This is a genomic window from Sorangium sp. So ce367 (assembly GCF_051520455.1).
GTDB classification, from domain to species: Bacteria; Myxococcota_A; Polyangia; order Polyangiales; family Polyangiaceae; genus Sorangium; species Sorangium cellulosum_B.
The window spans coordinates 6702656-6725751 of the sequence record NZ_CP150334.1; the positions used below are offsets into that span (position 1 = coordinate 6702656).

The window sequence follows — 23096 nt, forward strand, 5'->3', positions numbered from 1 at the left end:
CGACAGATGCCGGCCGAGCTCGTCCCCGGCTCGGTCCGGAGGTCAGCCCCCCGGAGGAGCTACGGGCTCCCCGGCGCATCCCTCCACTGCCGCACGAAGAACGGCCATGCGTCGTGGAGGTACAGGCCGAAGGGGATCCACCAGACGAGATCGTTCGTCAAGCAGAGGACGGCGGACCGAGGCGGCCACTGCCCGGTGGCGAGCAGCGCCGCGAGGCCGATCGGCCCGAGCACCTTGCCGAGCAGGCCGACGCCCGCAAGGAGGAACCCGCGCTCGGGCGCGCGCGCGACCTCCGCGTAGAGGATGGCGTACACCCCGACGACCATCCCCAGACAGGCGAAGATCTGCGGGTGATTGAGGGGTTCCATGCCCGCGAAGCGAAAGAGCCATTGCGGGTCGGCGGCGGCGTAGAGCCCCCAGCAGGCGTTGTAGAGGGCAGCCAGCGCGAAGACGGCGCGGTGCAGGCGGCGGCGGGGGATCATCGCGGGGCGACCTCGGCGGAAGGCCGGCGCTCATACACCGCGCCGGCGCCGGGCACGAGCCGGATCTCGCCCGCGCCGAGCGCGCCGTGACGGCGCGCTCGGACCCGTCAGATGCCGCCGCCGTCCTCGAAGACGTCGCTCCGCACCTGGGCCTGGCTGATACGGCTGTTCGCCGGGACGCTGCGCGTGAGCCACACGTTGCCGCCGATGCTCGATCCGCGGCCGATGGTGATGCGCCCGAGGATCGTCGCGCCGGCATACACGACCACCTGGTCCTCGACGATGGGGTGGCGGTCGATCCCCTTGATGGGGTTGCCGCTCGCGTCGCGCGGGAAGCTCTTCGCGCCGAGCGTGACGCCCTGGTAGAGGCGCACGCGCTCGCCGATACGGCACGTCTCCCCGATCACGACGCCCGTCCCGTGATCGATGAAGAAGCTCGCCCCGATCTCGGCGCCGGGGTGGATGTCGATGCCGGTGTCGGCGTGCGCGATCTCGGAGAGGATGCGCGGGATGAGCGGGACGCCGAGCGTGTAGAGCAGGTGCGCGATCCGGTGGTGCATGATCGCCGTGATGCCCGGATAGCAGAACACCGCCTCGTCGATGCTGGTCGCCGCCGGGTCGCCCTCGAACGCCGCGCGCACGTCGGTCTCGAGCAGCTCCTGCACCGCGGGGAGGCCCGCGGCGAAGTCGCGCACGATCTCGGCGGCGCGGCCCTCGCGGCGGGCGGCCTCGCGGGCGTCGAGCTCCCTCGGGAAGCCAAGGCCCCTCCGGACCTGCTCGTGGAGCGCGAGCAGCGCCGCGTCGAGCGTGTGCCCGACGAAGTAGTCGGTCCCCTCCTCGGTGAGATCCGCGGGCCCGAAGTGCGCCGGGAAGAACACCGCGCGCAGATCGCGCGCGATGCCGACGAGCACCTCGCGCGACGGCAGCGCCTGCCGCCCGAGCTTCTGGCGCGCGCCGTCGATCCCCCGGCCGGCGGCGCGCAGCTCCGCGACCACCGAGCCGAGCGCCCAGGACGCGCCGGACACGGCGGGCGCGGCGGGCGCGGCGGGCACGTGGAACCCCCCGTGATCGGCCTCGCTCATGTCGCGAGCCCCTTCTCGTCGAAGAGCCCCTCGAAGAGGGCCGTGCTCAGGTAGCGCTCGCCCGAGTCGGGGAGGATGACCACGATCGTCTTGCCCTCGCTCTCCTTGCGCTTCGCGATCCGCGCCGCGACCGCCACCGCCGCGCCGGACGAGATCCCCGAGAGGATGCCCTCCTCGCGCGTCAACCGCCGCGCATAGGCGATCGCCTCCTCGTTGGTCACCTGCTCGATCTGATCGACGATCGACAGATCGAGCACGTCGGGCACGAAGCCCGCGCCGATCCCCTGGATCTTGTGCGGCCCCGGCCTGAGCGGCTCCCCGGCGCGCGTCTGCGTGAGCACCGGGCTGTGCGCGGGCTCGACCGCGACGGAGGTGATCGCCTTGCCCTTCTGGTGCTTGATGAAGCGCGAAACGCCGGTGATCGTGCCGCCGGTCCCGACGCCGGACACGAGGATATCGACCTTCCCGGCCGTGTCCTCCCAGATCTCCGGGCCCGTCGTCCGCTCGTGGATCGCGGCGTTCGCCGGGTTCTTGAACTGCTGCAGGAGCACGTACCGGCCCGGGTTCGAGGCGACGATCTCCTCCGCCTTCGCGATGGCGCCGCTCATCCCCCGGGGCCCCTCGGTGAGCACCAGCTTCGCGCCGTAGCCCACGAGGAGCTTGCGGCGCTCGATGCTCATCGTCTCGGGCATGGTCAGCGTGAGCGGATACCCACGCGCCGCCGCGACGAAGGCCAGCGCGATGCCCGTGTTGCCGCTCGTCGGCTCGACGATCTCCTTCCCCGGACCGAGGAGCCCCCGCTTCTCGGCGTCCCACACGAGCGCCGCGCCGAGGCGGCACTTGACGGAGTACGCCGGGTTGCGACCCTCGATCTTCGCGAGCACGAGCGCGCCCGCGCCCTCGACGACGCGACGGAGGCGCACGAGCGGCGTGCGGCCGATGGATTCTGCGTTGTCTTCGAACCAGCCGCGTGTGACGTTCGACATGGGCCCTCTGGGGTGCGACGGCATGCCTCCGCGTCCTCGAGGTCGGAGGACGTCGAGCGGGCAGCGCACGCCGCGCTTGATTATCAACGGATGTTCATCTAACATAACGGATGAAGCCCGCCAAGCGCTTTGTGCGCTGCCGGAGACGGTGGCCGCTCAGGGGTCGGTTGCTCGGGGCCGGCGCTCCATCGCCTGACTCCTATCTTTCATGTCGGACGCTATCGCAACAACGCCGCAACGACACCGCAACAACGCCGTAACCCCCGTGAGCCTCGACCTCGGCTGACGTCCGCCGGTGTCGCCATCCGCCGCGGCGCGTGCTGCTGCGCTCCACCATTACGGAAAAAGCTCCGCTTTACAGGAGTCCAGCATGCTGGAAAGCACGTCTGCTTTACAGGAGGAAAGCGCCCAGGGCGTCACGAGCGCCATTGCGGCAACGTAGGAAGAAGCTGTAGTAATGGCTCAGCTTTGGCGTAGCTCTCCCCCCACTCGTCAAAGCTCGAGGAAAAGCCCTGCCATGACAAACCACGAAAGCCATTTGCTTGGCGAGCGCGCCGCAAGGCAACACGCCAACACGAGCAAGACGCCGCCCCAGTGGGCCGGTTCCACCCCGCGTTGGCTCGTGCAGCTGCTCCCCTGGACGCCCGTCGAAGCAGGCGTGTACCGCCTCAACCGGGTCTGCAGCAACGATTTCGCGGTCGATTGCAGCCCGGATGACGCGGCCGAGCTGCCCGTGGCGCGCATCCACTATGAAGAGCAGCCGCGCGAGTACGTGCTCAACACGGTGACAACGACGATCCAGGTGCACACCCGGATCTCCGACCTGTTCCGCAGCCCGATGGATCAGGTGAAAGAGCAGCTCACCGTCCTCGTCGAGAAGCTCAAGGAGAAGCAAGAGGACGAGCTGATCAACAACGGCAACTACGGCCTGCTGAACAGCGTGCATGAGAGCATGCGGATCAAGCCGCGCGGCGCCGGCCCCACGCCGGACGATCTCGACGAGCTGATCACGAAGGTGTGGAAGGAGCCCGCCTTTTTCCTGGCGCACCCGCGGGCCATCGCGGCGTTCGGTCGCGAATGCACGAAGCGCGGTGTTCCGCCGCCGACGGTGACGCTGTTCGGCTCGCCGTTCCTCACGTGGCGCGGCCTCCCGCTCATCCCCACCGACAAGCTGCACCTCGCGGGCAACAAGACCGATATCCTCCTGGTCCGCACCGGCGAGAAGAAGCGCGGTGTCGTGGGCCTGTTCCAGCCCGGGATCCCCGGCGAGGTGAGCCCGAGCCTGTCGATTCGCTTCATGGGCATCAACCAGCTCGGGGCTGCCTCGTACCTTGCGTCCCTGTACTGCTCGGCGGCGGTTCTGACCGAAGATGCGCTCGGCGTGCTCGAGGGCGTCCAGGTGGACAGCTACTATGAGTACAAGTGAGATCCAGACAGCGGATCTCCAGGGTGCTCTGCCGCAGGTGACCCGCGCCGTAGGGAGCTCTGGGATCGCGCCCTTGAACGTGCCTCTCTCGGCCCCGGGCGGCGCGCCCGCGCCCGCCGTCGCCAGCTTCGACCCCGCCTCCCTGGCCGCGGTGATCGCGCAGCTCGCGAACGAGATGCTTGGCGCGCCGTTGAATCAGGGGGCGGCTGCGCAGCCGGCGCCGCTGCCTGGCGCAGCGCCGTCGCAGTCGCCCGTCCCGCACCTGGCGGCGGCTGGCGCGGCGCCGTCACCTGTACCGGGGCCGTCCGCGGCGGCGGCCCCCGCCTACTCCGGCTCTGTCCCCGCCTACTCCGGCTCTGTTCCCCCCTATTCCGGCGCGGCGCAGCCGGCTCCCGGCTCGGTCCCCGCTCGTTCCGGCGCGACGCCCGCCTTCCCCGGCGAGGTGTCGCTGCCGGACTCGACGGTGCGCGCCGGGTTCGTCCGCGTCCCGCTCGTGGGCTCCGATCCGCTGAGCCTGGGAGCGGCCGACGAGGTGCTCCGCATCCCGGTGCTGGGCGATCTCGCGGGCCGCGACGCCGACCCGTACTTCATGCCCGGCGCGCCCGCGCTGGGCATCGAGTCGCCGGTCGGCCCTCCCCAGGTCGAAGCGCACGAGATCCGCGCCGTGGATCCGGCGCTGGTCCGCGGCGTGAGCGGCTCCGCCGGCATCCTGGACCCCCACGCGATCCGCCGCGACTTCCCCATCCTCGAGGAGCGGGTCCACAACAAGCGGCTCGTCTGGCTCGACAACGCGGCGACGACCCAGAAGCCCCGGGCCGTCATCGATCGGCTCTCGTACTTCTACGAGCACGAGAACTCGAACATCCACCGCGCGGCGCACGCGCTCGCGGCCCGCGCGACGGACGCGTACGAGGCGGCGCGCGAGGCGACGCGCCGCTTCATCAACGCCCCGTCCACGCGCGAGATCGTGTTCGTGCGCGGCACCACCGAGGGGATCAACCTGATCGCCCAGAGCTGGGGCCGGAGGAACGTGGGCCCGGGCGACGAGATCGTCATCACGTGGCTCGAGCACCACGCCAACATCGTGCCGTGGCAGCAGCTCTGCTCCGAGAAGGGCGCAAGGCTCCGCGTCGCTCCGGTGGACGATCGAGGCCAGGTGATCCTCGAGGAGTACGAGAAGCTGCTCGGCCCGCGGACGCGCATCGTCTCGATCACGCAGGTCTCGAACGCGCTCGGCACCATCACGCCCGCCCGCGAGATGGTGGCGATGGCCCACCGGCACGGCGCGCGCGTGGTCGTGGACGGCGCGCAAGCGGTGTCCCACATGCGCGCGGACGTGCAGCTCCTCGACTGCGACTTCTACGTGTTCTCGGGCCACAAGGTGTTCGGTCCCACGGGCATCGGCGCCGTCTTCGGCAAGAGCGAGGTGCTCGACGCGATGCCGCCCTGGCAGGGCGGCGGCAACATGATCGCGGACGTCACCTTCGAGCGGACGATCTACCATCCGCCGCCCGCGCGCTTCGAGGCCGGCACCGGCAACATCGCGGACGCGGTCGGCCTCGGGGCCGCGCTCGACTACGTGACGCGGATCGGGATCGAGAACATCGGCCGCTACGAGCACGAGCTGCTCCACTACGCCACCCACGCCCTCGCGACCGTCCCCGGGCTGCGGCTCATCGGCACCGCGGCCGACAAGGCGGGCGTGCTCTCCTTCGTCCTCGATGGGCAGCGCACCGAGGACGTGGGCGGAGCGCTCGACCGGGAGGGCATCGCGGTGCGCTCGGGCCACCACTGCGCGCAGCCCATCCTGCGCCGCTTCGGCCTGGAGAGCACCGTGCGCGCGTCGCTCGCCCCCTACAACACCTGCGAGGACATCGACGCGCTGGTTGACGCGCTGCATAGGATCCAGATCGGGAGATCGCGCTGACTGGCCGCCCGGCGGCTGTCCGCTGATGCGGACGTCGCCGGGCTCCCTGCCAGCCGCCCTCACCGCCCAACCCCCCGGCTGGATCCTCGAAACAGGCTGAACACACGGGATTTCGCAGGTTTTCGTCTCGACGGCGAACTTGTGTCCCCCGGGTTGCCACTGTCGGACGCGTCCGTTATAATGGACGCATGATCCAGACGATATCGCCCAGGGACGCGGACGAGCTCATCAAGAGCGGCGAGGTGGACGTTGTGGATGTGCGTGAGCCACGCGAGTGGTCGGTCGGACACGTGCCGCACGCGCGGCTGGTGCCCCTCGATCAACTGAGAGCGGATCCGCAGCGGGCCCTGCCGCGCGATCGGGTGGTGTTCGTTTGCGCGAAGGGCGCCCGCAGCCTGACGGCGGCGAAGCTCGCCGAGCGGCTCGGGTTGAACCAGCTCTACAACCTGGATGGCGGCACGAGCGGCTGGGTGAAGGCGGGGCTCCCGCTCGAGCACAGCTGAGCTGGGCTCGCGCCGGCCGCATTTGCCCCGCGTTGCGGCTGGCGCGCGGCGGCGCCGTCGCAAGATGTGCGGCATGGCCCTGCGCGCACTTCGCACCTTCGTCCTCGTCCCCCTGTTCGCCGCTGCGTGCGCCCGAGGCGCCCCGCCTCCTGCCGCCGCGCCGGCTCCCCTGCCCTCGCCGGCGCCCTCGGAGGCCGCGAGCACCGCGCCCGCCGCGCGCTCGGCACCTGCAGCGGCCCGGCGACTCCCCGCCTGGGTCGAGCGCAGCAACGAGCACGCAAAGGTCCTCCTCGACGTGCTCGTCCGGTTCTCGCCGGAGCGCGCCGGAGCTCTGGGGATCGAGCGCGCGGACCGGGAGATCGCGGATCTCTCGCCCGGGGTCGAGGCGCAGAGACGCGCGGCCTTCCGCGCGGCCATCGTGGAGCTCCAGAAACGGCGAGAGACCGAGAAGGACCCGGCGGTCGCCGAAGATCTGCAGATCTTGCTGGACGCCGCGGACCGGGCCGTTCGCGGCTCGGAGCTCGCGGAGAAATACAGCGTCACCTACGTGCACGTCACAGGGCTCGTGTTCGACGGCATCTCGAACCTCCTGGACGACCGGGTATCCCCGGCGCGGCGGGCTGCGGCCCGGACGCGCCTCCGGCGTTATGCCGGCATGGAGGCGGGTTACGTGCCCATCGCCGAGCAGGCCATGGCCAGGCTCCTCCAGGACCTCGAGAAGCCCGGATTGCTCGCCCCGCCCAGGATGGAGATCGAGCGGCACCTCGCCACGAATGCCCGCGTGCGGGAGGGCATCGGTGAGCTGTTCAGGAAATACGGCATCAGCGGCCATGACGAGCCGCTCGCGGCGCTGAATCGCCAGCTCGAGGCGTACGACGCGGCGCTGCGCAGCGACGTGCTCCCCCGGGCGCGGACCGACTTCGCGTTGCCGCGGCCGCTCTATGCGTTCGCGCTCGAGTCGTACGGCGTCGATCTGCCGCCTGCCGAGCTGGCGCCCCTGGCCCACGCCGCCTTCGAGGATCTGACGGCGCAGATGCAGGAGCTCTCGAGCTCGGTCGCCAGGACGCGCAAGCTGCCAGGCGCGGATTACCGCGACGTGCTCCGCGCCCTGAAGAAAGAGCAGCTGGTGGGCGAGGCCATCTTGCCGCATTACAAGGCGCGGCTGGCCCAGATAGAGGACATCATCAGGAAAGAGCGCCTCGTCACGCTGCCCGAGCGGCCCGCGCGCATCCGTCTCGGCACCGCCGCCGAGAGCGCCGAGACGCCGGCGCCGCACATGCGGCCGCCGCGGCTGCTCGGCAACCAGGGGGAAGTGGGGGAGTTCGTGTTGCCGCTCAGCCTCCCGGGCGCTCCCGGCGCCGCGGACGAGCTGCAGAAGGTCGACGACTTCACCTATGCAGCGGCGTCGTGGACGCTCACCGCCCACGAGGCGCGCCCCGGACACGAGCTCCAGTTCGCCTCGCTCGTCGAGCGCGGCGTCTCGATCGCCCGGGCGGTCTTCGCGATGAACAGCGCCAACGTCGAGGGGTGGGGGCTGTACTCCGAGGCCCTCGTGTTCCCGTTCATGCCGCCCGAAGGTCAGCTCGTCTCGCTGCAATACCGCCTGCTGCGGGCCGCGCGCGCCTTCCTGGACCCGGAGCTCCAGACCGGCAAGATCACGCCTGAGGCCGCGCGCGCCTTCCTGGAGCAGGAAGTGGTGCTGTCGGCGCCGTTCGCTCGGTCCGAGGTGGAGCGCTACACGTTCCGCTCGCCGGGACAGGCGACATCGTATTTCTACGGGTTCATCCGGCTGATGGAGCTCCGGGCAGAGGTCGAGTCCATGATGGGCCCTCGCCTCGATGCGCAGCGATTTCACGATTTCGTGCTCGCCCAGGGGATCCTGCCGCCGGAGCTGCTGCGCAAGGCCGTGTTCGAGCGATTCGTCGGGGATCAGCCGGCGCGCTGAGCGAGGAAGAGCGAGCGAGAGCGGCCTCGATCCAGCGCGGCGTCCCCTTGCGGCGCGCCTCGCCGGCTCCACCTGTCGTGTCGGGCACGGGAGCGCCGGAGGGTGGTGACATGGGAACGAACGAGAAGAAGGCGGCAGAGCGACAGCCGGAATCGCCTGAAGGCGCCGCGGCCGGCCCCGAGGCGACGAGGGCGAAGACGCGCAAGGAGCGGAGCCCGCAGACTCCGCTCGATCGCGGCGGGGCGCCCTCGCAGCGCGAGGCGTGGGAGCCGGTGGACGAGGCGTCGGACGAGTCGTTCCCGGCGAGCGACCCGCCGGCCTGGACGCCTGTCCACCCGGGCTGAGCGCTGCGGCATGGCGGCGGCGGGGCCCCTCGCCGGCCGCGCGCCCGTCACGGCTCGGGAACGCCCTCTTCGAGCCACGCCCGCGCGCTCTCGGCGGTGAGCTTGAAGTTCGGGGGCACCCTCGACCGCCTCACGGTCTCCCCTGCCGCGTCTCGCCCCGTGAGGATGGCGTGAGGATCGTCCTCGTCGGGCACGATGTCGAGGTCCACCCGCATCCGGGCGCCGCCCCCGACCACCGTCGTCACGCTCCGGTGCAGCTGCGCCCGGCGTTGCTGGTCGTGCCGCGAAAGGATCTCGTTCGCCGTCTTCACCAGGGTGGCGAAGGCGCTCGCGTCGAGCGGCTTCGGGTTCTTCTTGTCACGCCCCATCGTCCACGGCCCCACCAGCGAGGGCTCGCTCTGGCCGTCGCACGTCATCTCGACGGCCCAGCCATCGTCGTCCTCGTTCTTGATGACCCGCGCCGTCCACCCGTTCCCCTTCCACAGCTTCGGGTCCTGATCTTCAGGGCGGATCGAGCGTGTCTGCTCCACCTCGTCGTGCGTCGCGTCCGTCGCATCGTGCGTCGTGTCCATGGACGCATCGGTGTACCCGCCGCGCGCCCGGCGCGTCCACCCCCTCCCGCGCGTCTCGGGCATTTCCTGTCAGCCCCTCACGGCGCTGGGCCGCCTCCCTTCTCACGTCCGAGCGAGGCATGGCAACGGCGTCATTCAAGCGCCGCTGAAGGTCAGGATCGCCCCCGACCTCCGCCGCGGGCTGGCTGACGGCCGCGGAGCTGCGACACTCCGCGCATGCTCCTTCACCGGCGCCCCTTCCTGGCCCTGTGCGCCGCCGCCCTCGCCCCGAGCACCGCCCTCGCCGACCCCGCCGGCGCCGCGCCGCCACCCGCCGGCGCCGCGCCGACCTCGCCGCCGCCCCCCGCTTCCCCGCCCGCCTTCGACATCCGCGACCTCCAGGTCCCCGGCGAGCGCGCCCTCGGCAGGCGGTTCACGCTGCTCGTCCCGAAGCACCTCGCCCCGGGCGAGCGCGTGCCGCTGCTCGTGCTCCTCCACGGCCTCGGCGAGACCGGCGACGAGCGCCTCGGCGCCTTCGCGTGGCTGGAGCGGTACGGCCTCGGGCCGGCCTACGAGCGGCTGCGCCGCCCGCCGCTCGGCCGCACCTCACGCCGGAAGGACTGGACCGACGCGCGGCTCTCCGAGGTGAACGCCGCGCTCGCGGCGCGGCCGTTCCGCGGCCTCGCGATCGCGTGCCCCTTCACGCCCAACGTCCACAAGGCCCCGAACCCCGCCGCGGCGCTCGACGGCTACGCGCGCTGGCTCGCGGAGGTGGTCCTGCCGCGCGCCCGCGCCGAGGCGCCCGTGTTCGACGACGCGGCCCGCACCTCGCTCGACGGCTGCTCCCTCGGCGGCTTCATCGGGATCGAGGTGTTCCTCCGCCGGCCCGAGCTCTTCGGCGCCTGGGGCGGCGTGCAGTCCGCCATCAGCGCCCACCGCGCCCCTGCCTACGCCGACCGGCTCGCCAGGGCCATCGCCGCGGCCGGCCCGCGCGATCTCCACCTGCTCAGCAGCGAGGGAGACCCGTTCCGCGACGCGAACGCCGCCCTCGCCGCGCAGCTCGCGAAGCGGTCCATCCCCCACACCCTCCGCGTCCTGCCGGGCCCGCACGACCAGCCCTGGCTCCGCGAGGCCGGCACGATCGAGATGCTCCTCTTCCACGACCGCCGCCCGCGCTGAGCCGGTGCCACGCGCTCGGCCGCCTACCCGAGCGGCGCCTACCCGAGCAGCCCCGCCTCCCGCAGGAACGCCCCCTCGACCGCGGCGTAATCGGCCTCCACGTCGAGCCGCGCGAGGACCGAGTAGAACCCGAACTGGAGCCGGTTGAGGAACAGCATGCCCGGCGGCAGCTGCACGAACCCGCTGTCCTTCACCAGGATCTGCTCCTTGATCGCCTTCACGCCCTCCACGAGCCCCGTCACGTAGGCCCGCGTGACGCGGAACGGCGCGCTGAACAGCGGCTCGAAGCACCGGCGCGTGTACGCCAGCGAGAGCTCCTCGAACCGCCCGCCGCGCGTCCCGAGGATGAGCGCCGCGTGGCGCGCGAACGCCGCCTCGTCCTTGCGGAGCGCCGCGAGGTGCATCGCTCGCCCGTGCTCGATCCGCGCGCCGTCGAGCGGCTCCACGCAGCCGAAATCGAGGAAGGTGACCCGGCCGTCCTCGTGAAAGAGGTAGTTGCCCGGGTGCGGATCCGCGTTGAACATCCCGCCGACGAGGTTGCCCTTGAAGACGAAGCGCCACAGCGTCTCGGCGTAGGCGCGCCGGGTGCGCTCGTCCCGCGTCGCGGCCTCCTCCAGGGTCGCGCCGCGCGCGAGCTCGGCGGTGAGCACGCGGCGCGACGAGCGGGCCGCGATGACCTCGGGGATATGGATGGTCGGATCCCCCCGGTGGACGCCCGCGAAATAGCGCTGTCGCTCCGCCTCCAGGACGTAGTCGAGCTCCTCGAGGAAGCGCGCCCTGACCTCCTCGAGCACCCGCTTCGAGTCGAGCGCCCTGGGCCCGACCGCGCCGACGATCGCCTGGAGCACGCCGGCGTTCTCGAGGTCGCTCGCGAGCGCCCGGTCGATCCCCGGGTGTTGCACCTTCACCGCGACCGCGCGCCCATCCGCGAGCGCAGCGCGGTGCACCTGGCCGATGGAGGCGCTCGCGAACGGCGCGTCGTCCCAGGCCGCGAAGAGCTCGCCGATGTCCGCCCCGAGGTCCTCCTCGACGACCGCCCGGATGGCCGCGGGCGACGATGTCGGCGCGGCGGCGCGGAGCGAGCGCAGCGCGGCCTCGTAGGCCGCTCGCTCCGGCTCGGGGACGAAGCCGTCGACGTAGCTCGCCATCTGGCCGACCTTCGCGGCGAGCCCCCGCATCGTGCCCAGCACCTCGGCCACGTGCGCCGCGGCGTCCGCGGCGGCGTCGCCCCGCCGCCCGAGCAGGTGGGCCGCCCCCGCGCGCGCCCCGAGGCCCGCGAGGCGGACGAAGCGGTTCAGCCGGCCCTCGGGGAGCTTCTTCTCGATCGTCATCGGCGCAGCCGGCGCGTATAGCATGGCCCGGCCCACCCCCATGAAGACCAACGCCGCGCGCATCCTCGACAGCCTCGGCATCCCGTACGAGCTGCGCACCTACGAGGTCGACCCGAGCGACCTGACCGCGGGCACCGTGGCCAGGAAGATCGGCCTGCCGCCGGAGCAGGTGTGGAAGACGCTTGTGGCGCGCGGCGATCGCCACGGCGTTTGCTTCGCGGTGGTGCCGGGCAACGCCCAGCTCGATCTGAAGGCGATGGCCAGGCTCACCGGCGACCGGAAGGTCGACACGGTATCGCTGAAGGAGGTCCAGCCGCTCACCGGTTACGTGCGCGGCGGGGTCACGGCGCTGGGCGCGAAGAAGGCCTATCCCGTCTACGCGGACGAGACGATCGAGCTCTTCGAGGTCGTATCCATCTCGGCCGGCGTGCGCGGCACGCAGATCCTCGTCGCTCCCGGCGATTATCTGCGCGCGACGAGGGCGAAGGTGGGCGCCATCGCGTCGCCGGGCGGCGACGCGGATTGAGCGCGCGCGCCGCCGGATCCGCGGTATGATGGCAGAGCTCGCCTCCGGTCCGGCGCCGGGCGGCGACGAGGGATATGACCAGAGCGGCATGCGACCTGCGCGATCCGAGCGAGCTGAGCACCGCCGAGCTGCGGCAGCGGTGCCGGGGCTGCAAGCCGTGGGAGCTCGGGCTCGGCGCGGTCCAGCTGGCCGCCTCGGCGGCGGCCGGAGGCGCCGTGCTCGCGGCGGCCGGCGCCTGCATTCCGGGGCTGGTCCAGTGCATCAGCGTGGGTCCGGCGCTCGCGGCCGGGCTCGCGGTCTGGGAGTCGATCGGCGTGGCCAGGGGGTGGCTCCCGGGCGCGGCGTACCGCGATGAGCTCGCGTTCCGCGCGTGGCACGCGGGGCTCTCGCCGTGGGTCGGGCCAGCAGCGCAGCGCCGCTGGGCGAGGCGCGCGCTGGCGCGCCGGCCCGCGGCCCCCGACTGGCTGCTCGTCCTCGAGGGCATCGCGCCGGCCGGCGGAGGGCGCCGCTGGGTCAAGGTCGAGCTCTCGCTGTCCCCCTCCTCGGACGGCCCGTTCCGCTCGCAGGCCAGCGGGCACGCGCTGCTGCGCGCGGGCGGCGACGGCGCAGAAGCGCCGCACGAGCGGCGCCTCGCGCTCGAGGAGCTCGACGACCTGAGGCGGGCCGTCGCAGAGCTCCCGGCGGGGCTCTCGCTGGCTCCCCCCGCCTCGCCCCGGGATCCCGCGGTGTTCAACGGCCGCTGCGAGCTGCTCATCGCCAGGAGGACGCCGTTCGCCGCGGCCCAGCTGACGAGCGCGTTCCCGTCGCTCGAGGCGGGCCCTCAGGCGCCCTCGCTGTCGCTGTTGCACCGCCTGGTCCAGCTGGCCTGGTGCGGGGGCGAGTCAGGTCCGAGCCGGCGCGGCGGCTGACGCGGGCGCCTCACGCATCAGGCGCCGGCCGACCAGCACCAGCAGGACACCGGACGCGAGGAAGGCCAGGTCCCAGCCGAGCTGCCCCGGACCTGGACGGACATGGTGGATCTGCAGGAGGTGATGGTCGATCACTCCCTCGACCAGGTTGAACAGCCCCCAGCCCATGGCGGCAGCGCCCGGGAGCATCCGTCCCGGGAGCTCGACTCCGCCCATGCGCAGGGCGCCCCAGAGCTTGAACACACCTGCCACAGTGAGGCCCAATGCGACAACGCCGAACAGACCGTCGGCGAAGATGTTCCGCCTCACATCGTCGATGGTCGCGCCTGGATGGCAGCTGAAGCAGATCAGGTGATGCCACTGCAGGAGCTGATGAAACAAGATGCCGTCGATCAGGCCACCTGCGCCCATACCGAAGAGCACTCCCGCCGTCTTCACGGCGCGTGATGTCCTCGTGGCGGTGGTGATCTCGAGCGGGCGGGCTGTGCTCATGAAATCCTCCTGAGCGCGCCCCCATGCGAGCGGCAAACCACAGCCCTCGGGCGGCGGAGGACGGATCCAGCGGGCGGGCGGGGCGACCGGTTCGCCGCCGCGGCGCCTCGCCGGCCGGCCGCGATCTGGCAGCCCCCGACTCCGTGAGCTGGCCACGTCGGGCCTGGCATGGAGTTGGCACATGCGAGGATCCCACGTAGCCGCAGAAATCGCTGAAAGGTGCCAGATGGACAATCGAATGAACCCGGAACGCGCCGCAGGAACGGCGGAGCCGGAGCACCAGGGTCCCAGGCCGGTCCCCTACACGTACCATGACGGTCGCGAGGACTACCTCCATGTCGGCCGCCGGGAAGGCGCGGAGTCGGATCAGCCCGAGGCGCTGGTCCCGCCTTCGGAGCGGGTGACGTCACCTGTCCAGGCGGCGTCCCTGCCGCCCGAAGCCGCGTCCATGACCCCCGAGGCGACGGCGCTGCCGCCCGAGGCGACCGCCCTGCCGCCCGAGGCCGCGTCCGTGGCCCCCGAGGCGACGGCGCTGCCGCCCGAGGCGACCGCCCTGCCGCCCGCGGCGGCGCCCGGGTCTCCCTGGGAGGCGCCTCGCGCAGCGGCGCAGCGCCCTCAGCAGGCGCTCCGGATGAGCGAGATCGTCACGCGCGGGCTGCGGACCGGCGCCGTGCTGACGGCAGCGACGATGTGCACGATGATGGCAGCGTCCACCCTCAAGCGCGGATCGCCCTGGGCCGCCATGAACGCCATGGCGGCGGCGGTCGGCCTCGGGGGTCGCCGCGCGAAGCGCCGGTTCGACCCGGTCGCCACGCCCGCAGGGATGGCGGCGCTCGCCGGGGGCCTGCTCGTGTGGGGCATCGGCTACGAGAAGGCGCTCGACGCGGCGGGGCGGCGCGGCGGCGCGCTCACGGGCGCGCTGTCGGCGCTCGGCGGCTTCCTGCTCGACGACCTGGTCTTGCCCAGCCGGCTCATGAAGGGCTTCCGCGACACGATGGGCGTGGCCGGCACCGTCGGCAAATACGTCGCCCTCGGCGTCGCGAGCGCCGTCGCCCCGCGGTGAGCGCGCGAGGCGCCGGCGCGAGCGCCGCCGCGCCCCGCTATCTCTGCCCGGCGGCCTTGCGGTCCTTCTCGCCCGGCTCCTCGTGCTGGGGCAACGCGCCTCTCGGCTGCACCTGTTCGGTCGCGCCGCTCTCCGGCGGCGGCTCCTCTTCGGGCGGGGCCGCCGCGCCCGCGGCCGTGGCCTCCGCGCCGGTCTCTCGCAGCTCGAGCGAGCCCGCGGGGCCGCCGCGGCCCGACTCCTCGTACGGCCCGCCGCCGAGCGAGCCCGGCGCGCGGAGCTCGGCGTCCTTGGGGTGCGGCCCGTCGAGCCGGAAGATCCCCTTCGATTGATCGACCTCGTCGAACCGCCTGTTCTCCTGCGCCTGCGCCTGCGCCTCGGACCGCTGCTTGGCCTTTTGCCCCATGATCCCCTCCCTCGCCCGGCGCGCAGTGCGTCGACCGCACACACGCCCGCCTCGACCCGCGGCGTGCATGCGAGGTGCCGGACCGCGCCGGCCCCGCCCGGTCACGCCGGCCGCGCCGCGCCCTGCTCCTCCGAGGCGGCCCCCACCGCGACCGGCTGGGTGAGCTGCTCCGAGGGCGTCCCGGCGGCCATCTGCTGGGCGATGATCAGCTCCCGCGCCTGCTGCCGCAGCCCGGGGAGCCTCGCGGCGAACACCGCCGCCGCGACGACGCAGCACGCGCCGCCCGAGGCGACGGTCGCGGGCGCGCCGATCTTGCCCGCGAGCCAGCCGGCGAGCAGCGCGCCGAGCGGGGCCATCCCCATGAACATCATCGCGTAGACCGCCATGACGCGCCCGCGGAGCGCGTCCGGCACCATCGCCTGCACGAGCGTGTTCGACCCCGCCATCTGCACCATCATCGAGAAGCCGACGGGCACGAGCAGGAGCGCCGAGAGCCAGAACGACCGCGACAGCGCGAACAGCCCGAGCGCCACCCCGAACCCCGCGCAGGCCGCGGCGACCCAGCGGCCGAGGCCCCGGAGCCGCCTCCGGCTGGCGAGGACGAGCGCGCCAAGCAGCGCCCCGACGCCCGACGCGCCCATCAGGATGCCGAGCCCCTGCGCCCCCCCGCGCAGGATCCGATCGGCGAAGATCGGCATCAGCACCGCGTACGGCATCGCGGTGACGCTCACGACCCCGAGCAGGACGAGGAGCGCGCGGATGGCCCTGGTGCGCGCGACGAACCGGAAGCCCTCGACCGTATGGGCGAACGCGGAGCCGCGCCCGGCGGCGGCCGGACGGGGCGCGACGCGCATCGCCAGGAGGCTCCCGAGCACGGCAAGGAAGCTCACCCCGTTCGCGACGAAGCACCACCCCTCGCCGATCGCGCCGACGAGGATGCCCGCCACCGCCGGGCCGAGGATCCGCGCGCCGTTGAACATCGAGGAGTTGAGCGCGATGGCGTTGGCGAGGTCCTCCCTGCCCACCATCTCGACGACGAACGCCTGCCGCGTCGGAATGTCGAACGCGTTGACGACGCCGAGAAGCACGCTGAACCCGAGGATGTGCGGGACCTGGACGTGCCCGCTCAGGGTGAGCGCGCCGAGCCCGAAGGCGAGCGCCATCGCGGCGGACTGCGTGGCGAGCAGGATGCGGTGGCGGCTCCGCCGGTCGGCCACCGTGCCGCCGATCGGGGCGAGCAGGAAGACGGGGATCTGCGTCGCGAACCCGACGGCGCCGAGCAGCAGCGACGAGCCCGTCAGCCGGTAGACGAGCCACGACTGGGCGACCGACTGCATCCAGGTGCCGACCAGCGAGACGAGCTGGCCGGCGAAGAAGAGCTGGTAGTTGCGGTGGCGGAGCGCGCGCAACAGCGACGGGGCGGAGGCCGCCGGGCGCTCACCACGACCCGCCGCGGGCGGCGGCTCCGCTTCAGGCTGACCCATGGCCGAAGTATGGGGCGCGGAAGGCCCGGGAAACCCGGGGTTCGGAGGATCCGAGCGCGGCGGGGTGAGGCGCGTGGCCTCCGGCCGGGCTCCGCCGCGGCGCGCTCCCCCGGGCGCCGCCGCGGCGCGCGCATCAGCCCCCGCCCGCGTAGTTGGCGGGCCACGCCGCCGAGAGGAGGCCCCCGTCGACGGCGACGTCCTGGCCGGTGATGAACGAGGCCTTGTCGCTGAAGAGGAAGGCGACGAGCGCGGCTACCTCGTCGGGCCCGCCGACGCGGTTCATGGCGTGGAGCGACGCGGCGAAGGCGCGTCCCTGGGGATCGTCGAGGCGCCAGCGTCGAGGCGCCCGTAGGTGGACACCGCGGCCTTCACGAGCGCCTCGACGTCGCCCTCGACCCGCATGTCGGCGGTGACCCAGGTGATCTCCCCGCCGCGATCCTTGACGGCCGCGACGAGCTCGCGCCCTTGCGCCTCGCGCCGCGCGCTCGCGACCACCTCGGCGGCCAGCGCGACGGCCGTCGACCTGCCGATGCCCGAGCTCGCGCCCGTGACGATGACGACCTTGTCTTTCAGAGCTCCCATGCCTCACATCCCTCGCGAAGGTGGCCGGCGCCTCCGTGACAGGCGCCGGCGCTTGTGAAATGCAGAGTTAAGGAACAACCGTCTTCGACCGTCTGGAGCGCAAGTTGAGCGCGCAGAGCGGGCCCATGACGATGCCAAGGGCGGGTACGAAAGGGCAGCGATTCCGGCGTTTTACGCGCCTCAACACGACACGCACACGACACGCACACGACGCGCAACATGGCTCCTTGTGCCGTGGTGTCGCGCGTGCGTCGCCCTGGTCGCGCCGGGCTGCGTGGATGTGGGTCACGTCACCCTCGACCGAGGTGGCGTCGGCGCGGAGCGCGCGGCCACGGCGGAGATGGGCTATAGGCCAGCGTCCATGAACCGACCGTACCTTATCGCCGGCGCGCTCTTCCTGGCCGGCCACCTCTTCGCGCTCGGCTGCAGCGCCCCCAAGCCGGAGCCCGAGATCGCGTCCTCGGCCTCGCAGAGCGGCTACGCGGAGCGCTACCCGGCCGAGCTCCAGGCGACGGCCACGTCGTTCGGCGAGCGCGTCGACCTCGCGAAGCGCGCCACCGAGCAGTTCGCGGGCTATCCCGACCAGCTCAAGAAGCCGGACTGGAAGCAGGTCCTCGACGTCATCGAGCAGGCGGACGCGGCGGGCCGGAGCTACGACTACGTGGAGCGCGTGCGCGCCGTCGACGGCGCGGTGGCGTTCTTCAACGACAACAAGGAGGACCTCACCCGCAAGGTGAGCGGCGCCGCGCAGTACGTCGTCAAGCAGAAGGGGTGCGACGTCGACGTCACCGGGGCCACGGCGCACGCGCTCGAGGAGGGCGTCGAGCGCCAGCTGGAGAAGTACGTCCGCGAGCGCAGCGAGGCGCACCGCCGCCTCGAGCGCTACCGCGCCTCGCTCGGCAAGGAGAACGCCGCGACGCTCGAGAAGCAGGCCGACGCCGTGAGCTTCGTGAGCTACGTCGTCCACATCGACATGGTCGAGCACAAGCTCCGGCTCCGCCGGATGCTCGAGGAGATCGAGACCATCAAGAAGTCGATCGACGAGGCGGTCGAGGCGGAGCGAGCATTCCAGTCCTCTGGCAGCCGCACCGACGAGGAGAAGAAGGCGTCGGAGGCGCGCATCGAGGAGCTCGGGCGCAGCAAGGCGATGCTCGACTCGTCCGCGACCCAGGCGAAGCAGATCGACGAGACGATGGAGGAGCGCATCGTCGCGGCCCAGAAGACCTACCGCGAGGCGATGGACCGCCTGATCGCCACCCTGCGCAAGAACGCCGGCCTTCCGGCGGAGCCCCGCGAGGGCTGAGCCCGGTCCCGTAGGCGCCAACCAAGCTTCGCGCCGCGTTCTCCTACATCCGAACGTTTACGTTCACGTTCACGTTGGTGACCGATGGTGGAAGGGGGCGGGCTTCTTCTCCCTATCCCGCCCACCGCTCGGCCATCTCCAGCGTCCGCTGGTTCTCCGGTATCGTGAGGAACCGCTCCCGCCACACCGGATCGCTGATCTTCCCCGCCCTCTCCATCAACCTCTCCCTCGCCGCCGCGATCGCCGCCGCGCAGTCCGCCTCCATCCCGTTCGCCGCCAGCGCCTCCGCGTAGACGTTCCTCACCGCGGACTCCCCCTCCTCGATCGCCCCGATCGCCTTCAGCATCGAGAACGCCTCCCCCGCCGCCGACAGCGCCTCGTCGAACCTCCCCAGCCCGAGCAGCGCCCTCGCCCTCGCCGCCACCGCCGCCGCGCGCAGCGGCGGCGCGCTCTGCAGGAGCTCCGCCGCCGCCCTCGCCTCCTGCTCCGCCCCCTCGAAGTCCCGCGCGAGCAGCGCGATCCGCGCGAGGTACGTCCGCGCGCTCCCCTCCGTGCGCGGATCCCCGAGCCGCTGCGACAGCGCGATCGCCTCGCGCTCGGTCCGCTCCGCCTCCTCGATCCGCCCCCGGTAGCCGAGGACGTGCCCCAGGTTGCTGAGCGTCGCCACCGCGAGATCGTGCAACCCCATCCGCTCCGCGCCCGAGAGCGCGCTGCGCAGCACCTCCTCCGCGCCCGCGAAATCCCCGAGCTCCGCGTGCATGTACCCGACGTTCATGCGGAACGCGCACGCGTTGCCGCGGTCGCCCGCGCGCTCGAACGCCGCGAGCGCCGCGGACAGCCCCGCGAGGCACGCGCTGGGATCGCCGCTCACGAGCGCCCGGGCCGACCGCGCCGCGTGCAGCCGCGCCACCACCTCGACCTCCCGCTCCGCGAGATCCGTCCCGTCGCCCTCGATCGCGTCGATCAGCGCGTCCGCGAACGCGTAGCGCCCCCCGAACACGAGCAGCAGCGCCCCCTCGCCGAGGCACATGTGCTTCGCCACGAGCGCGCCCTCCGCCTCCGCCTCGGCGGCCTGCGCCGCGCTCATCCAGCGCTCCACCCGCTCGAAGCCGCCCAGCTTGCCCGCGGCCATGGCGACGTGCTTGATCGCCGAGAACCACGCCGCGGAGCCGGCGGGCAGCCGGTCCACCGCCTCGGTCCCGCGCTGCTCCGCGAGCGCGAGCTCCCCACGCCAGACGTGCGCCTCGGCCTCCACGAGGCGCAGCGCGCCGAGCGCCTGCGCGTTCGGGCCGCACGCGACGCCGCGCTCGGCGCGCTCGATCGCCGCGGCGAGGTCCTGCGCCCGCAGCGCCTGCTCCGCCGCGCGGCAGTACGCGGCCGCGGCCCGCGACAGCTCGCCGCCGCGCTCGAAGTGCTCGCCGAGCGCCATCGCGTCCACCCCGCCCGCGCCCGCGCGCGACAGCCACTCGCCGGCGAGCCGGTGCCCGAGCCGCCGGTCGCCGTCCGTCAGCATGCCGTAGGCCGCCTCCCGCACGATCGCGTGCTGGAAGCTGTACTCCACCTCGCCGGGGAGGCTGCCCTCGCCGCGCCGGGAGATCACCTCGCGCTGCTCCAGCTCGACCAGCTTCGGCGCGACCTGCGCCCCACCCACGAGCGCCGACACCCCGCCCTGCCAGAACGTCTGCCCGAAGACGCTCGCCGCCCGCAGCGCCCGCCGCGCCTCGATGTCGAGCGCCTCGATGCGCGCCTGCACCATCGCCACCACCGTCTCGGGCAGGTCGGCGCCCTTGCCGTCGGCCACCGCGCGGAGCTGCTCCTCCAGGTAGAACGCGTTGCCGTCGGCGCGGTCGACGATCATCGCGAGGAGCTCCGGCGCGACGTCCTCGCCGAGCACCTGGCGCACCAGCCGCTCGCTCGCGCGCCGCGGCAGCCCCGACAGCTGCACCTCGTGGACGCCGCGCCCCGCCCAGAGCTTCGGGAAGAGCTCCCGCACCTCTGGCCGGCCGAGCGCGAGCACCATCAGCCGCTGATCGCCGAGGTTGCGGAGCGCCGAGTCGACGAGCAGCACGCTCGGCAGATCGCCCCAGTGCAGGTCCTCGAGCACGAGCAGCACGGGCCTCGCCGAGCACTCGGCCCTGAGGAGCTCCTCCCAGGCGACGCGGATCTGGTCGCTCATCAGCACGGGGCTGCGCCGCGCCGCCATCAGCTGCACGCTGTCGCCGTCGGGGAACGGCACGCCGACGAGCTCCCCGAGGAACGCCGCGGTGCGCGCCGACTCGGCGTGGCCGTACCGCGCGACGCGCGCGCGGAGCTTGCGCTGCCGCGCCTCGATGGGCTCGCCCTCGAAGAGGCCGATGGCGCGCCGCAGCGCCGGCGCGAGCAGCGCGAAGGCCGAGCCGGCGCTCATCGGGTCGCCGCGCCCGATCCACACCTCCAGGTCCTCGCCGCGGTCGCGGAGCCGCCGGATCAGCTCGGAGCGCAGGCGGGATTTCCCTGCGCCCGCGGGTGCGGTCACGAGCACGGCGCTCGGCGTCGACTCCTCGACGCAGTGCGAGAACGCCGCCTCCAGCAGCGCGAGCTCGCGGTCGCGCCCGACGCACGGCGTCGGCTTGCCGAGCAGGGGCGGCGTGGAGGCGAGCTCCTCGCGCTCGCCGTGCAGGCGGAGGCCGCCCGCGTCGCGGGTCACGTCGAACCGGGCGCCGAGCAGCCCTGCGGTCACCTCGTCCATGCAGACGGCGTGCGCGCCAACGGGCGCGGGCGCGTGCGCGGGCGGCAGCAGGTGGACCGCGCGGTCGATGAGCTCGCCGACCGGCAGCCGCGCGGACATCTCCGCGCGGCCCGTGACGAGCGCGACCGGCACGCTGCCGAGCAGCGCGTTCAGCGCGAGCGCGCAGCGGGCGGACTGCGCCGCGAGGTCGGTCGGGGCGCCGCCGGCGGTGAGCACGATGAGCGGCGAGCGGGACTCCAGGATCTCGAGCTCGCCCTGGTAGCGCTCGGCGACGGCGATGAGCGCCTTGCTGCGCTCCAGGTCCTCCTCCTGCGAGCGCGTCGCCTCGGCGTCGCCGCTCGCGTCGCGCGCGAGCACGAGGCACATCATCTTGCGCTCGTTCGTGGTGATCTCGCCTCCGCGCAGGGTGTTCGACGGGCGGCTGCTCGCGGCGCCGACGCTCGCGTCGTCGAGCGCGAGCAGCTCCGCCGCGACCGCGTCGCCGTCGCGGGGCCGGTCCTTCTGCGCCTTCGCGAGCATGCGCGCGACGAGGTCGTCGAGCGCCTCGGGGATGTCGCCGCGCAGCTCCCGGAGCCGCGGCGGATCCTCGAGGATGACCTTGATGAGCACCGAGAGCCCGTCGGCGCCCTGGAAGGCCGAGCGCCCGGTGAGGCACTTGAAGAGCACGCAGCCGAGCGAGAAGACGTCGGCGCGGGGGTCGATGTTCGGCTCGCTGCGGGCCTGCTCCGGCGCCATGTAGCCCGGGGTGCCGAGCATCGTCCCGGGCATGGTGAGGTGCCTGTCCATGGCGCCGAGGCGCACCACGCCGAAGTCGATGAGCGTGACCCCCTCGATCGCGCTGCCCACGAGGAGCAGGTTGCTCGGCTTGAGGTCGCGGTGGACGATGCCGGCGCGGTGCACGACGCCGAGCGTCGACGCGATGCGCGACGCGAGCGCGATGCTCTCGGCGATCGTGAGCGAGCTGCGGGTGAGCCGCTCGGTCAGCGTCTCGCCGGCGAGCCACTCCATCGCGAGGTAGGGCTGCCCCGCGTCGGTCGCGCCGTGCGCGATGTAGCGCACGATGCCCGGGTGCCGCAGCGCGGTGAGCGCCTCGAGCGCCTCGACCTCGCGCGCGAACCGGATCGCCTCCTGGAGCCCTCGCCGCTGCAAGACCTTCAGCGCCACCGGCTCGTTCGTGACCAGATCGCAGGCGCGGTAGACGTCCCCCATCCCGCCCGAGCTGGCGAGGCGCTCGATCAGGAAGCGACGGTCGATGACGTCTCCCACGCGCATCTCGTCCCCGCCTTACCTGAGACCTCGCATGAGCCTGCTTACAACGGAGTAAACGAACTCGGCCCCGATCGCCAGCGACTCCGCCCCCAGCGGCCGGACGAGGCTGCCCGCCGGCGGCTGCGAGCCCGATCGAAGTGTGAGCTGCCAAACATCGCTCATCAGCGCCAGCGTGGGGAGGGACATTTTCTCCCCACCGAGGCAAAACGTCCTGTCTGCGGGGCGCGTGTCACAGGGGCGCATTGCGCTCGTCACCCCGCTTGGGCCTCGATCGCCATGGCACGACCCCTGCTGAGCTGATGGGATCATGAAGGCGAAGCTCTCGAAGAAGCAAAAGAGGAAGCTCAACAAGCTCGCCCGGAGGGCCCTCCGGCCGGTGGCCGCGGCGGCGAGCCTCGCAGCGGTGTTCGCCGCCGGCCTGTACAGCGGTGAGGCGAGAAACTATCTGAGCAGCGCGAAGACCGCCGTGAGCCGGAAGGTGAGGGCGTGGGCGGGCGCGCTGTGCGGTTTGAAGCTGGCCAATGGCGTATCGGGGAGAGCTCACCCCGACGTCGAGCTGGCGCAGCCGTCATGAGGCGCGCC

General features: G+C 72.7%; 22 protein-coding genes. 11 read left to right on the top strand and 11 right to left on the bottom strand.

Annotation, left to right across the window (positions count from 1 at the left end; genetic code table 11):
* Window positions 1-59: 59 nt before the first annotated feature.
* From WME97_RS25305 to cysK, 3 genes are all read right to left on the bottom strand, one after another.
* Window positions 60-482: a hypothetical protein gene (locus WME97_RS25305; protein ID WP_437540735.1), complete on the bottom strand. Its 423-nt coding sequence runs from the start codon at window positions 480-482 to the stop codon at window positions 60-62.
* Window positions 483-589: 107 nt separating this feature from the next.
* On the bottom strand, window positions 590-1564 hold the full coding sequence (gene epsC, locus WME97_RS25310) for a serine O-acetyltransferase EpsC (RefSeq protein WP_437540737.1): 975 nt from the start codon (window positions 1562-1564) through the stop codon (window positions 590-592).
* Window positions 1561-2550, bottom strand: coding sequence for a cysteine synthase A (gene cysK, locus WME97_RS25315; protein ID WP_437540739.1), 990 nt, complete (start codon window positions 2548-2550; stop codon window positions 1561-1563). The genes epsC and cysK overlap by 4 nt, the downstream gene beginning before the upstream one ends.
* 517 nt (window positions 2551-3067) lie before the next feature.
* Here cysK and WME97_RS25320 point away from each other — a divergent pair.
* The 5 genes from WME97_RS25320 (at window position 3068) to WME97_RS25340 (ending at window position 8695) form a co-directional block, all read left to right on the top strand.
* Window positions 3068-3976: a family 2A encapsulin nanocompartment shell protein gene (locus tag WME97_RS25320; RefSeq protein ID WP_437540741.1), complete on the top strand. Its 909-nt coding sequence runs from the start codon at window positions 3068-3070 to the stop codon at window positions 3974-3976.
* On the top strand, window positions 3963-5903 hold the full coding sequence (locus WME97_RS25325) for a family 2A encapsulin nanocompartment cargo protein cysteine desulfurase (protein ID WP_437540743.1): 1941 nt from the start codon (window positions 3963-3965) through the stop codon (window positions 5901-5903). Before WME97_RS25320 ends, WME97_RS25325 begins: the two co-directional genes overlap by 14 nt.
* A gap of 188 nt (window positions 5904-6091) precedes the next feature.
* Window positions 6092-6406, top strand: coding sequence for a rhodanese-like domain-containing protein (locus WME97_RS25330; protein ID WP_012237276.1), 315 nt, complete (start codon window positions 6092-6094; stop codon window positions 6404-6406).
* Between the two features lie 64 nt (window positions 6407-6470).
* A complete protein-coding gene (locus tag WME97_RS25335) occupies window positions 6471-8351 on the top strand; it encodes a DUF885 domain-containing protein (RefSeq protein WP_437540745.1) in 1881 nt (626 codons plus the stop codon).
* 110 nt (window positions 8352-8461) lie between these two features.
* Entirely contained in the window at window positions 8462-8695 is a 234-nt protein-coding gene (locus WME97_RS25340; protein ID WP_437540747.1) for a hypothetical protein, read from the top strand.
* 47 nt (window positions 8696-8742) lie between these two features.
* On the opposite strand, the gene WME97_RS25345 is transcribed toward WME97_RS25340, so the two are convergent.
* Entirely contained in the window at window positions 8743-9267 is a 525-nt protein-coding gene (locus WME97_RS25345; RefSeq protein WP_437540749.1) for a hypothetical protein, read from the bottom strand.
* A gap of 216 nt (window positions 9268-9483) precedes the next feature.
* On the opposite strand from WME97_RS25345, the gene WME97_RS25350 reads away from it, so the two are divergent.
* Window positions 9484-10425, top strand: a complete 942-nt coding sequence (locus tag WME97_RS25350; protein ID WP_437540751.1) for a hypothetical protein — start codon at window positions 9484-9486, stop codon at window positions 10423-10425.
* Between the two features lie 38 nt (window positions 10426-10463).
* Here the strand turns inward: WME97_RS25350 and WME97_RS25355 are convergent, their stop codons facing one another.
* A complete protein-coding gene (locus tag WME97_RS25355; protein ID WP_437540753.1) occupies window positions 10464-11756 on the bottom strand; it encodes an ABC1 kinase family protein in 1293 nt (430 codons plus the stop codon).
* Window positions 11757-11796: 40 nt separating this feature from the next.
* On the opposite strand from WME97_RS25355, the gene ybaK reads away from it, so the two are divergent.
* Both ybaK and WME97_RS25365 read left to right on the top strand, forming a co-directional pair.
* The gene (gene ybaK / locus WME97_RS25360) at window positions 11797-12282 is read left to right on the top strand and encodes a Cys-tRNA(Pro) deacylase (RefSeq protein WP_437540755.1); all 486 of its coding nucleotides are present in this window, start codon (window positions 11797-11799) and stop codon (window positions 12280-12282) included.
* Between the two features lie 74 nt (window positions 12283-12356).
* Window positions 12357-13190, top strand: coding sequence for a hypothetical protein (locus WME97_RS25365; protein WP_437540757.1), 834 nt, complete (start codon window positions 12357-12359; stop codon window positions 13188-13190).
* On the opposite strand, the gene WME97_RS25370 is transcribed toward WME97_RS25365, so the two are convergent.
* A complete protein-coding gene (locus tag WME97_RS25370; RefSeq protein ID WP_437540759.1) occupies window positions 13164-13682 on the bottom strand; it encodes a DUF2243 domain-containing protein in 519 nt (172 codons plus the stop codon). The genes WME97_RS25365 and WME97_RS25370 overlap by 27 nt on opposite strands.
* Window positions 13683-13908: 226 nt before the next feature.
* Between WME97_RS25370 and WME97_RS25375 the strand changes: the two genes are divergently transcribed.
* Window positions 13909-14745, top strand: coding sequence for a hypothetical protein (locus WME97_RS25375; protein ID WP_437540761.1), 837 nt, complete (start codon window positions 13909-13911; stop codon window positions 14743-14745).
* A 37-nt stretch (window positions 14746-14782) separates the two neighbouring features.
* On the opposite strand, the gene WME97_RS25380 is transcribed toward WME97_RS25375, so the two are convergent.
* From WME97_RS25380 to WME97_RS25395, 4 genes are all read right to left on the bottom strand, one after another.
* Window positions 14783-15148: a hypothetical protein gene (locus tag WME97_RS25380; protein WP_437540763.1), complete on the bottom strand. Its 366-nt coding sequence runs from the start codon at window positions 15146-15148 to the stop codon at window positions 14783-14785.
* Between the two features lie 101 nt (window positions 15149-15249).
* Window positions 15250-16632, bottom strand: coding sequence for an MFS transporter (locus tag WME97_RS25385; protein WP_437540764.1), 1383 nt, complete (start codon window positions 16630-16632; stop codon window positions 15250-15252).
* A 133-nt stretch (window positions 16633-16765) separates the two neighbouring features.
* Entirely contained in the window at window positions 16766-16915 is a 150-nt protein-coding gene (locus tag WME97_RS25390; protein WP_437540766.1) for an SDR family oxidoreductase, read from the bottom strand.
* Complete coding sequence (locus WME97_RS25395; protein WP_437540768.1) at window positions 16912-17214, bottom strand: SDR family NAD(P)-dependent oxidoreductase; 303 nt, start codon at window positions 17212-17214, stop codon at window positions 16912-16914. The genes WME97_RS25390 and WME97_RS25395 overlap by 4 nt, the downstream gene beginning before the upstream one ends.
* A gap of 361 nt (window positions 17215-17575) precedes the next feature.
* On the opposite strand from WME97_RS25395, the gene WME97_RS25400 reads away from it, so the two are divergent.
* The gene (locus WME97_RS25400) at window positions 17576-18517 is read left to right on the top strand and encodes a hypothetical protein (protein ID WP_437540770.1); all 942 of its coding nucleotides are present in this window, start codon (window positions 17576-17578) and stop codon (window positions 18515-18517) included.
* A 112-nt stretch (window positions 18518-18629) separates the two neighbouring features.
* Here WME97_RS25400 and WME97_RS25405 read toward each other — a convergent pair whose 3' ends face one another.
* The gene (locus WME97_RS25405) at window positions 18630-22517 is read right to left on the bottom strand and encodes a protein kinase domain-containing protein (RefSeq protein WP_437540772.1); all 3888 of its coding nucleotides are present in this window, start codon (window positions 22515-22517) and stop codon (window positions 18630-18632) included.
* Between the two features lie 304 nt (window positions 22518-22821).
* Between WME97_RS25405 and WME97_RS25410 the strand changes: the two genes are divergently transcribed.
* Window positions 22822-23088, top strand: coding sequence for a hypothetical protein (locus WME97_RS25410; RefSeq protein WP_437540773.1), 267 nt, complete (start codon window positions 22822-22824; stop codon window positions 23086-23088).
* Window positions 23089-23096 lie beyond the last annotated feature (8 nt).